Origin of the sequence: Pseudomonas putida (assembly GCF_028682175.1) — a bacterium.
Classification (GTDB): domain Bacteria; phylum Pseudomonadota; class Gammaproteobacteria; order Pseudomonadales; family Pseudomonadaceae; genus Aquipseudomonas; species Aquipseudomonas putida_AD.
The window spans coordinates 200,030-214,221 of record NZ_JANHKS010000004.1 but is presented as its reverse complement, the minus strand read 5'-3'; the positions used below and the strand labels follow the sequence as shown (position 1 = coordinate 214,221).

General features: G+C 62.3%; 9 protein-coding genes. 7 read left to right on the top strand and 2 right to left on the bottom strand.

Annotated elements, in window-relative coordinates; translation table 11 throughout:
- Positions 1 to 93: 93 nt before the first annotated feature.
- Positions 94 to 342, bottom strand: coding sequence for a DUF3203 family protein (locus NPS29_RS05125; RefSeq protein WP_274131113.1), 249 nt, complete (start codon positions 340 to 342; stop codon positions 94 to 96).
- A 126-nt stretch (positions 343 to 468) separates the two neighbouring features.
- On the opposite strand from NPS29_RS05125, the gene NPS29_RS05120 reads away from it, so the two are divergent.
- Positions 469 to 984, top strand: a complete 516-nt coding sequence (locus NPS29_RS05120; protein WP_274131112.1) for an MgtC/SapB family protein — start codon at positions 469 to 471, stop codon at positions 982 to 984.
- Between the two features lie 86 nt (positions 985 to 1,070).
- Here the strand turns inward: NPS29_RS05120 and NPS29_RS05115 are convergent, their stop codons facing one another.
- On the bottom strand, positions 1,071 to 1,235 hold the full coding sequence (locus NPS29_RS05115; RefSeq protein ID WP_274131111.1) for a hypothetical protein: 165 nt from the start codon (positions 1,233 to 1,235) through the stop codon (positions 1,071 to 1,073).
- A gap of 319 nt (positions 1,236 to 1,554) precedes the next feature.
- Here NPS29_RS05115 and NPS29_RS05110 point away from each other — a divergent pair, with 319 nt between their 5' ends.
- From NPS29_RS05110 to NPS29_RS05085, 6 genes are all read left to right on the top strand, one after another.
- Positions 1,555 to 3,591, top strand: a complete 2,037-nt coding sequence (locus tag NPS29_RS05110) for an alpha-1,4-glucan--maltose-1-phosphate maltosyltransferase (RefSeq protein WP_274131110.1) — start codon at positions 1,555 to 1,557, stop codon at positions 3,589 to 3,591.
- A gap of 16 nt (positions 3,592 to 3,607) precedes the next feature.
- Positions 3,608 to 6,928, top strand: coding sequence for a maltose alpha-D-glucosyltransferase (treS, locus tag NPS29_RS05105; RefSeq protein WP_274131109.1), 3,321 nt, complete (start codon positions 3,608 to 3,610; stop codon positions 6,926 to 6,928).
- 2 nt (positions 6,929 to 6,930) lie between these two features.
- Entirely contained in the window at positions 6,931 to 9,165 is a 2,235-nt protein-coding gene (gene glgB, locus NPS29_RS05100; RefSeq protein WP_274131108.1) for a 1,4-alpha-glucan branching protein GlgB, read from the top strand.
- Positions 9,166 to 9,493: 328 nt separating this feature from the next.
- Positions 9,494 to 12,559 carry a formate dehydrogenase-N subunit alpha gene (fdnG, locus tag NPS29_RS05095; RefSeq protein ID WP_274131107.1) on the top strand — a complete coding sequence of 1,022 codons (3,066 nt, stop codon included), beginning with the start codon at positions 9,494 to 9,496 and terminating at the stop codon, positions 12,557 to 12,559.
- Entirely contained in the window at positions 12,559 to 13,524 is a 966-nt protein-coding gene (fdxH, locus tag NPS29_RS05090) for a formate dehydrogenase subunit beta (protein ID WP_274131106.1), read from the top strand. The genes fdnG and fdxH overlap by 1 nt, the downstream gene beginning before the upstream one ends.
- Positions 13,521 to 14,189 carry a formate dehydrogenase subunit gamma gene (locus NPS29_RS05085; protein WP_274131105.1) on the top strand — a complete coding sequence of 223 codons (669 nt, stop codon included), beginning with the start codon at positions 13,521 to 13,523 and terminating at the stop codon, positions 14,187 to 14,189. The genes fdxH and NPS29_RS05085 overlap by 4 nt, the downstream gene beginning before the upstream one ends.
- The last annotated feature ends 3 nt before the right edge of the window (positions 14,190 to 14,192 follow it).

Genomic DNA, 14,192 nt, shown 5'->3' with positions numbered 1-14,192 from the left:
CGCGATAGCGGCAGATCAGACATAAATGCGCCTAACGATCCGGCCCCATCGCGAGCAAGCTCACTCCTACAGGTAAGGTGAACGGCATGGGATTTAGATCACCGGCGAATCCTCACCCGGCTCAACACCAATGGTGTGATGCCGCAGATCCTTGGCCTTGTACACCGTCAATGCATCCGCTTCTGCCTCGGTGATCGGCACCTGCTTGCCGCCGATGTCTGCCTGGGACATGTGGGTCGCGTCGTTGGTGGTGATCACCACATCCACCACCGCGCTGCGGTGTTGCACGCCGTCGATGTAGGCGGCGCAGTACTCGTGAGTGCTGTCGAATTCCAGTGGCATGGTCGCGCTCCTTCAAGGTGTATCTAGGTGCGACTGCCAGGGTTTTGCATCGTTTCCGGATTCCGACCGCCAGCACTCCTGACGCTGGATGCGGTCCATTGTTCAACAGCATCAGAAGGAATGGCGATGAATACCTGGTGGAACGAGGTCGTCGACACGCTGCAATCAGAGTTCTCGGACATTACCGATGCCAAACAGCTGACCCAGGTGGTGGTGCGTCTGGTGATCGCGGCGGTGCTGGGTGGCATTCTCGGCTTCGAACGTGAACACAAGGGCAAGGCTGCCGGAGTACGCACGCACATGCTGGTGTGCATGGGCGCGGCGCTGTTCGTGCTGGTGCCTCGGCTGGCCGGTGCCGATGATGCAGCGTTGAGTCGTGTAGTGCAGGGGCTTGTTGCAGGGATCGGCTTTCTTGGCGCCGGCACCATCCTCAAGGGCGAGAAGCTCCGCACGGCCCAGGTCAAGGGCCTGACCACCGCGGCAGGTTTGTGGATGACCGCAGCCATCGGCATCGCCGCAGGCATGGGGCGGGAAATGACAGCGGTGGTAAGCACCGTTTTGGCGCTGGGGATCTTCAGCCTGGTGCCGTTGATTACCGATCGGTTCGAGCCGCCGCAGGACAGGGATTCACATCAACCTTGAGATCGCCACCGCCCCGTAGCAGCCAGGCTTGCCCGCGGGGCGATTCCAGATGCGCCCCGCCGGCAAGCCGTGCTGCTACACCACGCTCACTCCCACAACACCGCAGGCGGCTCCTGGCTGGGCGGATCGCCCTTGGGCGGTTCGATCACCGGTGGCATGGTCGGTGGCGGCGGCTCCTCGGGTTTGGGCACCGGCAATTCGGGGTCATCGATGTTCGGGTCGGGCGTTTCTGCGGGAATGGGAATGTTCATTGCTTCACCTTCCTGAGAGCGCAGGTTTGAACAGGCGGGAATACCGGATTTCAGCGCGCTTGCAGGGTTCGACAGCGGGTCTGTTTGAAGATTTCCGGCGATTTGCACGTGCTTTTCGATCCTGCGGCTAAGCTGGGCAACGGATCGAATTTTTGCGTCGCAAGCTCTTTGAACTTTTCCCCAAGGCAGGCTTCGGAACCTATGCGGCCAATTCCGGGCGGGTTCAGTCCGGTGGCCTTCCTTTACGTATCAAGGATTGGATGTCGATGGAAAGGACTCTTAACAAGGAGCGTCCCTGGGGCGTGAGGAGTGATGCTCGATGAATGTGACTGCTGATCAGCCATACGGCCCGGACTCTCTGGCCACCGATGTTCCCCACCCAACCCAGCCTTTACCCCTGACACAGGCCCTGCAACTGCCGCGCATTGTCATCGAAGACACGCAGCCGGTAATCGAGGCCGGCACGCTGGCGGCCAAGGCGATCATCGGCCAGCCGGTCACCGTGACCAGCAAGGTGTTTGCCGACGGCCACGACAAGATGTCGGTGCGCATTCGCTATCGTGCGGCAGACGAGCAGGACTGGCACAAGGCGCCGATGCGCGACCTGGGCAACGACAGCTGGATCGGCGAGTTCACGCCCACCAGCGTCAGCCGTTACCTGTTCCGGCTGGAAGCCTGGATCGACCTGTTCGCCAGCTATCGCTACGAGCTGGAGAAAAAATACGCAGCCGGTGTGCCCATCGGTCTGGAACTGGAAGAAGGGCGCCTGCACCTGGTGCATGCCGCCGAGCGCAGCCAGCATGAATTGCGTGGGCAGATCGACAGCCTGTTGCAGCGTCTGGGCGAAAATACCGACCATGAGGCACAAGTGGCCTTGCTGCTCAACAGCGAAACTGCCGCGATCATGTCCCATGCCGACAACCACGCGTTCCTCAGCCGCAGCCTGGAGTTCCCGCTGGACGTGGAGCGTGAGCTGGCGCAGTTCGCCAGTTGGTATGAGCTGTTTCCGCGCTCGATCACCGACGACAAGCAGCGCCACGGCACCTTCAACGACGTGCACAGCCGCCTGCCGATGATCCGCGACATGGGCTTCGACGTGCTGTATTTCCCGCCGATTCACCCCATCGGCCGCGCGCACCGCAAAGGCCCGAACAACTCGCTGAAGGCCGGGCCTGACGATCCGGGCAGCCCGTACGCCATCGGCAGCGCCGACGGCGGCCATGAAGCGATTCACCCGCAACTGGGCAGCCGGGAAGACTTCCGTAATCTGGTCAAGGCCGCTGCCGACCACGGGCTGGAAATCGCCCTGGACTTCGCCATCCAGTGCTCCCAGGACCACCTCTGGCTCAAGGAGCATCCGGGCTGGTTCTCGTGGCGCCCGGACGGCACGATTCGTTACGCGGAAAACCCGCCGAAGAAATATCAGGACATCGTTAACGTCGATTTCTACGCGCCGGATGCCATTCCCAGCCTGTGGCTCGAGCTGCGCGACGTGGTGCTGGGCTGGGTGGAAGAGGGCGTGAAGATCTTCCGCGTCGACAACCCGCACACCAAGCCGTTGCCATTCTGGCAATGGATGATCGCGGACGTGCGCGCCCAGCATCCGGAGGTGATGTTCCTTGCCGAGGCGTTCACCAAGCCTGCGATGATGGCCCGCCTGGGCAAGGTCGGGTACTCCCAGAGCTACACCTATTTCACCTGGCGCAACACCAAGGCCGAGCTGGCCGAGTACTTCACCCAGCTCAATCAGACGCCGTGGCGCGAGTGCTACCGGCCGAACTTCTTCGTCAATACGCCGGACATCAACCCGTATTTCCTGCATGACTCGGGTCGCGCTGGCTTTCTGATTCGGGCGGCGCTGGCGACCATGGGTTCGGGCCTGTGGGGCATGTATTCGGGCTTCGAACTCTGCGAGTCGGCGCCGGTTCCGGGCAAGGAGGAGTACCTGGATTCGGAGAAATACGAGATCCGTCCAAGGGACTTCACCGCGCCCGGCAACATCATCGCCGAGATCGCCCAGCTCAACCGTATCCGTCGGCAGAACCTGGCGCTGCAGACTCACCTGGGCTTGCGGATCTACAACGCCTGGAACGACAACATCCTGTTCTTCGGCAAGCGCAGTCATGACGGCAGCAACTTCGTGCTGGTAGCCGTCAGCCTCGATCCGCACAACGCGCAAGAGGCGCACTTCGAGCTGCCGCTGTGGGAAATGGGCCTGCCCGATGATGCCGCAACCTTTGGCGAGGACCTGATGACCGGCCACTCCTGGACCTGGTACGGGAAAACCCAGTGGATGCGCATCGACCCTTCCTATCAGCCGTTTGGCATCTGGCGAATCAAAGCCACACACCAATAACAGGACGCGAGTGGCCATGGCGAAGAAAACCCGGAACGCAGCCTTCATCGACGATCCGCTCTGGTACAAGGATGCGGTGATTTACCAGGTACATGTGAAGTCGTACTTCGACTCCAACGACGACGGGATCGGCGACTTTCCCGGCCTGATCGCCAAGCTGGACTACATCGCCCAGCTTGGCGTCAACACCATCTGGCTGTTGCCGTTCTACCCGTCACCGCGGCGCGACGATGGCTACGACATCGCCGATTACCGTGGCATCCACACCGATTACGGGACGATGGCCGACGCGAAGAAATTCATCGCCGAGGCGCACAAGCGTGGGCTGCGGGTCATCACCGAGCTGGTCATCAACCACACTTCGGACCAGCACCCGTGGTTCCAGCGGGCGCGACATGCGAAGAAGGGTTCCAAGGCCCGGGATTTCTACGTCTGGTCCGATGACGACCAGAAGTACGACGGCACGCGGATCATCTTCCTCGATACCGAGAAATCCAACTGGACCTGGGACCCGGTCGCCGGGCAGTACTTCTGGCACCGTTTCTACTCCCATCAGCCGGACCTGAACTTCGACAACCCGCAGGTGATGAAGGCGGTGCTGGAGGTGATGCGCTACTGGCTGGACATGGGCATCGACGGCCTGCGCCTGGACGCCATTCCGTACCTGATCGAACGCGACGGCACTAACAACGAGAACCTGCAAGAAACCCACAACGTCCTCAAGCAGATTCGTGCCGAAATCGACGCCAATTACCCGGACCGCATGCTGCTGGCCGAAGCCAACCAGTGGCCCGAAGACACCCAGCTGTATTTCGGCGATCGCAAGGGCAAGGACGGTGACGAATGCCACATGGCGTTTCACTTTCCGCTGATGCCGCGCATGTACATGGCCGTGGCTCAGGAAGACCGCTTTCCGATCACCGACATCCTGCGCCAGACCCCGGAAATCCCGGAAAACTGCCAATGGGCGATTTTCCTGCGCAACCACGATGAGCTGACCCTGGAAATGGTCACCGACCGTGAGCGCGACTATCTGTGGAACTACTACGCGGCCGACCGCCGTGCGCGCATCAACCTCGGCATCCGTCGGCGATTGGCGCCGCTGCTCGAACGGGACCGGCGCCGCGTGGAGCTCCTCAACAGCATGTTGTTGTCCATGCCAGGCACGCCGACCCTGTATTACGGCGACGAAATCGGCATGGGTGACAACATTTATCTCGGCGACCGCGACGGCGTACGCACGCCCATGCAGTGGTCCATCGACCGTAACGGCGGGTTCTCCCGGGCTAATCCGGCAAGCCTGGTGCTGCCGCCGATCATGGACCCGCTGTACGGCTTCCAGTCGGTCAACGTCGAGTCCCAGGACCAGGACCCCCATTCGCTGCTGAACTGGACGCGGCGCATGCTCGCCGTGCGCAAGCAGCAGAAGGCCTTCGGGCGCGGCACGCTGAAAATGCTCTCGCCGAGCAACCGCCGGATCCTGGCCTACACCCGTGAATACACAGGGCCCGACGGCAAGACCGAAATCATCCTGTGCGTTGCCAACGTCTCGGCGGCGTCCCAGGCTGCCGAACTCGAGCTGTCCCATTACGCCGGCACGGTGCCGGTGGAGATGCTCGGCGGCAGCGCCTTCCCACCCATTGGCCAGCTCAATTACCTGCTGACGTTGCCTCCTTACGGCTTCTACTGGTTCTTGCTGGCCGCGGAGAATCAGATGCCCAGTTGGCACGTCGAGCCGGCCCAGAGCATGCCGGACTTCCCGACCCTGGTGCTCAAGCAGCGCCTGGAAGAATTGCTCGAAGAACCCCTGCGCCAGACCATGGAGCAGACCTCGCTGTCGGTCTACCTGCCCAAGCGCCGCTGGTTCGCGGGCAAGGGCACGGCCATCGACAAGGTGCACATTGCCTACGCGGTGCGCTTCGGCACCACCCAGCGGCCGGTGCTGCTGAGCGAGATCGAAGTTTCTGCGGGCGGCGAAGTGGCCCGCTATCAGTTGCCGTTCGGCTTCCTCGCCGAAGATGATTTCAGCAGCGCCTTGCCCCAGCAACTGGCGCTGGCCAGAGTACGTCGCGGGCGGCAGGTCGGTCTGATTACCGATGCCTTTACCCTTGAGCCGTTCATTCGCGCAGTGATCGCGGGCATGCAACAGCAGACCGTCCTGCCCACCGGCGACGGCGAACTGCGCTTCCAGCAGACCTCGCAACTGGCGCCGCTGGGACTCAACGACGAGTCCGAAGTGCGCTACCTGTCGGCCGAGCAATCCAACAGTTCGGTGGTGGTCGGCAGCAGCCTGGTACTGAAAATGATTCGCCGGGTCAGTGCCGGTACCCACCCGGAACTGGAAATGGGTGCCTACCTGACCGAAGCCGGCTACGCGCACATCTCGCCGCTGCTGGGCGCCGTGGTGCGGGTCGACAACGAAGGCCAGAGCAATCTGCTGATGATCGCCCAGGGGTATCTGAGCAACCAGGGCGATGCCTGGGAGTGGACGCAGAACAACCTGGAACGCGCCGTGCGTGACGAAATGGCCCACGGGCGCTCGGACCTTGAACAACACTCCAATGCGTTGATCGAACTCAAGGATTTTGCTGCGCTGCTGGGGCAACGTCTGGGCGAAATGCACGTGGTGCTCAGCGCGCCGACCGACAACCCGGACTTCAAGACCGAAGTCACCTCGGTCAAGGACGCCCAGGCCTCGGCGAAAAGCGTCTCGGCCCAGGTCGAGCGGGCGTTGGGGCTGCTTGAGCAGCATCGCGATTCGCTGGAGGCGGACGATCAGCAACTGGTCAGCGAGTTGCTCGGCCAGCGCAAGGCGCTGCTTGCACAGGTGCAGACCCTGGCCAAACAATCGGTCGGCGGGCTGCGCATGCGCGTCCACGGCGACCTGCACCTTGGGCAGATGCTGGTGGTCAAGGGTGATGCCTATCTGATTGATTTCGAGGGCGAACCTGCCCGGCCGCTGGAGGAACGACGGGCCAAATACAGCCCGTTCAAAGATGTCAGCGGCGTGTTGCGATCTTTCGACTACGCTGGCGCCATGGCCATGCGAAATGCATTGGCGGCCGACACATCGCCCGCCGCCAATGCTGCGCGCGAACAGGTCGCACAGATCTATCTACAACAGGCGCGGGAAGCGTTCCTCGGTGGCTACAACACGGCCACCGCCGACGTCGCCCACGCCTGGAAGGATGCCAAGGGAGAGGCCGCTGCACTGGCGTTGTTCACCCTGGAAAAAGCCGCTTATGAAGTGGCCTACGAGGCCGAGAATCGGCCGACCTGGTTGTCGGTACCGCTTCAAGGCTTGCGCGGGCTGTTGAACTTGTCTGATGGAGAATGAAAATGAGTGCGTCTGACCAATTCGGCAAGGGCAACCGGGATGTGTTGCCAACCGCCGGCGATATGGACGCGTTGATCCGCGCCGAACACCCCGATCCGTTCTCCATACTCGGCCCCCACAGCGACGGCAAGAATGGCCAGGTGATCCGTGCCTACCTGCCACAGGCCCTGGGGGTGCGCGTGCTGTCCCGCGACGGGGAACGCGATCTGGGCGAGCTGACGATGAGTGACAAGCCCGGCTTTTTCGCCGGGCACTTCGAGACTCGCGAGCCTTATCTGTTGAAGATCAACTGGGCCACGGGCGAGCAGATCACCGAGGACCCTTACAGCTTCGGCCAGTTGCTGGGAGAGATGGACCTCTACCTGTTCGCCGAGGGCAATCACCGCGACCTGAGTAGCGCCTTGGGGGCACAGGTCAAGAACGTCGATGGCGTCGATGGCGTGCGCTTCTCGGTCTGGGCGCCGAACGCCCGCCGGGTGTCGGTGGTGGGGGATTTCAACAGCTGGGACGGGCGCAGGCATCCGATGCGTGCGCGACACCCAAGCGGCGTCTGGGAAGTCTTCATTCCTCGCATCGGGCCGGGCGAGGCCTACAAGTACGAGATTCTGGGGCAGCACGGCGTCCTGCCGCTCAAGGCCGACCCGATGGCCCTGGCCACCAAGCTGCCGCCTGACACCGCTTCCAAGGTGGCCGCGCCGCTGAGCTTCGACTGGCAGGATCATGACTGGATGCAGGCCCGTGGCGACAAGCAGGATGTGCACCAGCCGCTGTCGATCTACGAACTGCATGCCGGCTCTTGGCGTTGGCACCACGGCGGCGAAGACGAGCCGGATCGCCCGTTCAACTGGCGCGAACTGGCGGACCAGTTGATTCCCTACGTCAAGGATCTGGGCTTCACCCACATCGAGCTGATGCCGATCATGGAGCACCCGTTCGGCGGTTCCTGGGGCTATCAGTTGCTCTCGCAATTCGCTCCGAGCGCGCGCTACGGCTCGCCTGAGGACTTCGCGGCCTTCGTCAACGCCTGTCACCAGAACGACATCGGTGTGATCCTCGATTGGGTACCGGCGCATTTCCCTACCGACACCCACGGCCTCGCGCAATTCGACGGCACCGCGCTGTACGAGTACGGCAACCCGCAAGAAGGCTTCCACCAGGACTGGGACACGCTGATCTACAACCTGGGCCGCACCGAGGTGCATGGCTTCATGATTGCCTCGGGCCTGCACTGGCTCAAGCATTTCCACGTCGATGGCCTGCGGGTGGATGCTGTGGCGTCGATGCTGTACCGCGACTATTCGCGCAAGGCCGGGGAGTGGGTGCCGAACCGCTACGGTGGTCGCGAGAACCTGGAAGCGATCGATTTCCTGCGTCACCTCAACGACGTGGTGGCACTGGAGGCCCCGGGTGCGCTGGTGATTGCCGAGGAATCGACGGCCTGGCCGGGCGTCAGCCAGCCGACCCAACAGGGCGGCCTGGGGTTCGCCTACAAGTGGAACATGGGCTGGATGCACGACACGCTCAAGTACATCGAACAGGACCCGATCCATCGCCAGCATCACCATGACCGGCTGAGCTTCGGGCTGGTGTACGCCTGGTCCGAGCGGTTCATTCTGCCGATTTCCCACGATGAGGTGGTGCACGGCAAGCATTCGCTGATCGACAAGATGCCCGGTGACCGCTGGCAGAAATTCGCCAACCTGCGGGCTTATCTAACGTTCATGTGGACCCACCCGGGCAAGAAACTGTTGTTCATGGGTTGCGAGTTCGGGCAATGGCGCGAGTGGAACCATGACACCGAGCTGGACTGGCATTTCCTCAACTACGCCGAGCACAAGGGTGTGCACACGCTGGTGGGGGACTTGAACCGGTTGTATCGCTCGGAGAAGGCGCTGTACGAGCAGGACTGCCAGCCGCAGGGCTTCCAGTGGGTGATTGGCGACGACGCTGGCAACAGCGTGTATGCCTACTTGCGCTGGAGTCGCGAGGGCGAACCGCTGTTGGTGGTGGCGAACCTGACCCCGGTGCCGCGTCATGGCTATCGGGTGGGCGTGCCGTTCAGTGGCAAATGGGCGGAACTGCTCAACACCGACGCCGGGGTGTATGCCGGGTCCAACGTCGGCAACGGCGGGGCGGTGACGGCCGACGAGATCAAGAGCCACGGGCAGGCGGTTTCGTTGGCGTTGAATCTGCCGCCATTGGCCGTGGTGGTGTTCAAACCGGTCCGCGAGGAATAACCCCGCCCCGTATCGACTATCCAATGCTGCATTATCAAGGAAGTCCTGTGGGAGCGGGCTCGCCCGCGAAAGCGGTGGGTCAGTCACCATAAATGAGTCTGGCCCGACGCATTCGCGGGCGAGCCCGCTCCCACAGGATTGTGCTGGCGCAGCGGATGCGGGTGCGCACGTGAAATCGCTCGTTGATACCTGGCCCGCCAACCGTCCTTTTTCACAATCCCGCGCGCAATCTGAACTACGCTGAAACGGTCGATGCTGCGCTGTCGACACCGTGATCGAACACTCTCCCGGCCATGTACCGGGATCATTCCCTGATGAGGAGTGCACGATGGACCTCAATCGTCGGCAGTTCTTCAAGGTCGCCGCAATCGGCCTTGGAGGCTCGAGCCTGGCGGCGTTGGGCATGGCGCCCGCGCCGGCATTCGCCGAGCAGATACGCCACTTCAAGCTCGCCCACACCCATGAAACCCGCAATACCTGCCCGTACTGCTCGGTGGGCTGCGGGCTGATCATGTACAGCCAGGGCGATGCGGCCAAGAACGTGGCGCAAAACATCATCCATATCGAAGGCGACGCCGACCACCCGGTCAATCGCGGCACCCTGTGCCCCAAAGGCGCGGGCCTTCTGGACTTCATTCACAGCCCCAGCCGCCTCAAGTACCCGCAGGTGCGCAAGCCAGGCAGCAAGGAATGGACGCGCATTTCCTGGGATGAAGCCCTGGACCGCGTGGCCGAGCTGATGAAGGAAGACCGCGACGCCAACTTCATCGAGAAGAACGCCAAGGGCGAAACCGTCAACCGCTGGCTCACCACGGGCTTTCTCGCGGCATCGGCGGCTTCCAACGAAGCAGGCTACATGACCCACAAGGTCATTCGCGCAACCGGCATGCTGGGGTTCGATAACCAGGCACGTGTCTGACATGGCCCGACGGTGGCAAGTCTTGCCCCGACGTATGGCCGTGGAGCCATGACCAATACCTGGACCGATATCGCCAACGCGAACCTGATTCTGGTAATGGGTGGCAACTCCGCAGAAGCGCACCCGTGCGGCTTCAAATGGGTGACCGAAGCCAAGGCGCACAACCAGGCGCGGCTGATCGTGGTCGACCCGCGTTTCACCCGTACCGCTTCCGTGGCCGACTATTACGCGCCGATTCGCACCGGCAGCGACATCGCGTTCATGGGCGGGCTGATCAATTACCTGCTGACCCAGGACAAGATCCAGCACGAATACGTGCGCAACTACACCGACGTCTCGTTCATCGTCAAAGCCGGTTATGGCTTTGAAGACGGCATCTTCAGCGGCTATGACGCGACCAAACGGGTCTACACGGACAAATCCGGCTGGGGCTACGAGCTGGGCGAGGACGGCTTCGCCAAGGTCGATCCGACCCTGCAGGACCCGCGCTGCGTCTATCAGTTGATGAAGCAGCATTACAGCCGCTACACCGCCGACATCGCCAGTCTGACCTGCGGCATGCCTCAGGATCAGATGATGAAGATCTGGGAGGAAATCGCCACCTGCTCGGTCCCCGGCAAGACCATGACCATCCTCTACGCCCTGGGCTGGACGCAGCACTCCATCGGCGCGCAGATCATCCGCAGTGCGGCCATGGTGCAGCTGTTGCTGGGCAACATCGGCATGCCAGGCGGGGGGATGAACGCCTTGCGCGGTCACTCCAACATCCAGGGCCTGACCGACCTGGGGCTGCTCTCCAACTCGTTGCCGGGTTACCTGACCCTGGCCAGCGACGGCGAGCAAAACTACAACGACTACATCACCAAGCGCACGCAGAAACCGCTGCGGCCGGGGCAACTGTCCTACTACCAGAACTACAGCAAGTTCCACGTCAGCCTGATGAAATCCTGGTACGGCGCCAACGCCACGGCCGAGAACAACTGGGGCTATGACTGGCTGCCCAAGCTGGACATTCCCGGCTACGACGTCCTGAAGATGTTCGACATGATGGGCAGCGGCAAGGTCAACGGCTACCTGTGCCAGGGCTTCAACCCGATTGCCGCGCTGCCGGACAAGAACCGCGTGATGAAGGCCCTGGCCAAGCTCAAGTGGCTGGTGGTGATGGACCCGCTGGCCACCGAGACCTCCGAGTTCTGGCACAACGTGGGGCCGTACAACGACGTGCAGAGCGAAAACATCCAGACCGAAGTGATTCGCCTGCCCACCACCTGTTTTGCCGAAGAGGACGGCTCGCTGGTCAACAGCAGCCGCTGGTTGCAATGGCACTTCAAGGGTGCCGAGGGCCCCGGCGAGGCGATCACCGACGTGCGCATCATGAGCGAGCTGTTCCTGCGCCTGCGCAAGCTGTATCTGGAGAAGGGCGGGGCCTACGCCGAACCTTTGCTCAAACTCAGTTGGCCGTACAAGATCCCCGAGGAGCCTTCGCCGGAAGAGATCGCCAAGGAGATCAACGGCGCGGCCACCACCGACTTTACCGACGCCTCAGGCGCGGCGGTCAAGGGTGGGGCGCAGTTGACGGCCTTTGCGCAGCTCAAGGATGACGGCAGCACGGCATCGGGTTGCTGGATTTTCTGCGGCAGCTGGACCGAGGCCGGCAACCAGATGGCAAGGCGCGACAACAGCGACCCGTTCGGCATGCATCAGCATCAGGGCTGGGCCTGGGCGTGGCCGAACAACCGGCGCATTCTCTATAACCGCGCTTCGGCCGACGTGCAGGGCAAACCCTGGGATCCGAAGAAACGCCTGATCTGGTGGAACGGCAAGGTCTGGACCGGCACCGACGTGCCGGACTTCGTGCCCACGTCCGCGCCCGAGGCGGGCATGAACCCGTTCATCATGAATCCCGAGGGCGTGGCGCGGTTCTTCGCCGTGGACAAAATGAACGAGGGGCCGTTTCCCGAGCACTACGAACCCTTCGAGACGCCCATCGGCATCAACCCGCTGCACCCGAACAACAAGCAGGCCACCAGCAACCCGGCCGGGCGCGTGTTCGATTCGGTGTGGGACACGCTGGGCGTGGCCAAGGACTTCCCGTACGCGGGCACCAGCTACCGGCTGACCGAGCATTTCCACTACTGGAGCAAGCATTGCACCCTCAATGCGATTGCCCAGCCGGAGCAGTTCGTCGAGATCGGCGAGGCGCTGGCCAAGGAGAAGGGCATCGTGGCGGGGGATCGGGTGCGGGTCAGCAGCAAACGCGGCTTCATCGAGGCCGTGGCGGTGGTGACCAAGCGCATTCGCCCCTTGCAGGTGAACAATCAGGTGGTGCATCAGATCGGTATCCCGATCCACTGGGGCTTCACCGGCACCACGCGCAACGGCTACCTGGCCAATACCCTGGTGCCGTTTCTGGGTGACGGTAATTCCCAGACCCCGGAATCCAAGTCGTTTTTGGTCAACCTGGAGAAAATCTGATGGCCATTCAGGATGTGATTGCCCGTTCGGCCACCACCACGGTGCCGTCTTCGGTGCGCCAGCTTGAGGAAGTCGCCAAGCTGATCGACACCACCAAGTGCATCGGTTGCAAGGCCTGCCAGGTCGCGTGCTCGGAATGGAACGAGTTGCGCGACGAGGTCGGCCACAACCACGGCACCTACGACAACCCGCAGGACCTGAGCGCCCAGACCTGGACCCTGATGCGCTTCACCGAACACGAAACTGCGGATAACAATCTGGAGTGGCTGATCCGCAAGGACGGCTGCATGCACTGCGCCGACCCCGGCTGCCTCAAGGCGTGCCCCAGCCCCGGGGCGATCATCAAGCACGCCAACGGTATCGTCGATTTCAACCAGGACCACTGCATCGGTTGCGGCTACTGCATCACCGGTTGCCCGTTCAACATTCCGCGCATTTCGCAGAAAGACCACAAGGCGTACAAATGTACTCTTTGCTCGGATCGAGTCTCGGTGGGGCTGGAACCGGCCTGTGTGAAAACCTGCCCGACCGGCGCCATCGTCTTCGGCACCAAGGCCGACATGAAGACCCACGCCGCCGAGCGGGTGGTGGACCTCAAGTCTCGTGGCTTCGAGAACGCAGGCCTGTATGACCCGGCAGGTGTTGGCGGCACCCATGTGATGTACGTCCTGCACCACGCTGACGATCCGAAACTCTATGCGGGACTGCCGCTCAATCCGGAAATCAGCCCGTTGGTGGGCTTGTGGAAAGGTGTGACCAAGCCGCTGGGCCTGCTGGCCATGGGGCTGGCGGTGCTGGCCGGGTTCTTCCACTACGTGCGCATCGGCCCGCAGCGGGAGGAAGACCCGCACAGCGAGCACGGCAAGGACCCGGACGTTCACGAGGTCGATCCGGCGGTGCACGTCTACGATCCACGCAGCGGACAGCCAAACCAACCGGGACCTGATGGGGAGCGCCGGCCATGAACGAGAACCGCGAACCGGGCAAGACCATCCTGCGCTACAACGCCAACGAACGGACCAACCACTGGATCGTCGCCATCCTGTTTTTCATGGCCGGGCTGTCGGGCCTCGCGCTGTTTCACCCGGCGATGTTCTGGCTGACCAACCTGTTCGGCGGCGGGCCGTGGACGCGCATCCTGCACCCGTTCATGGGCGTGGCAATGTTCGTGTTCTTCCTGGGGCTGGTCCTGCGTTTCTGGCGCGCCAACCTGTTCATCGCCAACGACCGGCTGTGGCTCAAGCGTATCGACCGGGTGATGAAAAACGAGGAAGAGGGCGTGCCCCCGGTGGGCAAGTACAACCCGGGGCAGAAACTGCTGTTCTGGACCTTGCTGCTGTGCATGCTCGGGCTGCTGGTCAGCGGATTGATAATCTGGCGGGCGTATTTCAGCGAGTACTTCGACATCACGGTGATTCGCCTCGGCGCCCTGGTCCATGCGCTGGCCGGATTTGTGCTCATCACCAGCATTATCGTGCACATCTACGCCGGGATCTGGATCAAGGGCTCGGTGAGTGCCATGCTCCATGGTTGGGTCAGCCGTCGCTGGGCGAAGAAACACCATGAATTGTGGTATCGCCAAGTGGTCGATAAGGATCAGACACCCACCCGCGTGACGAAAAAAGGATGAGCC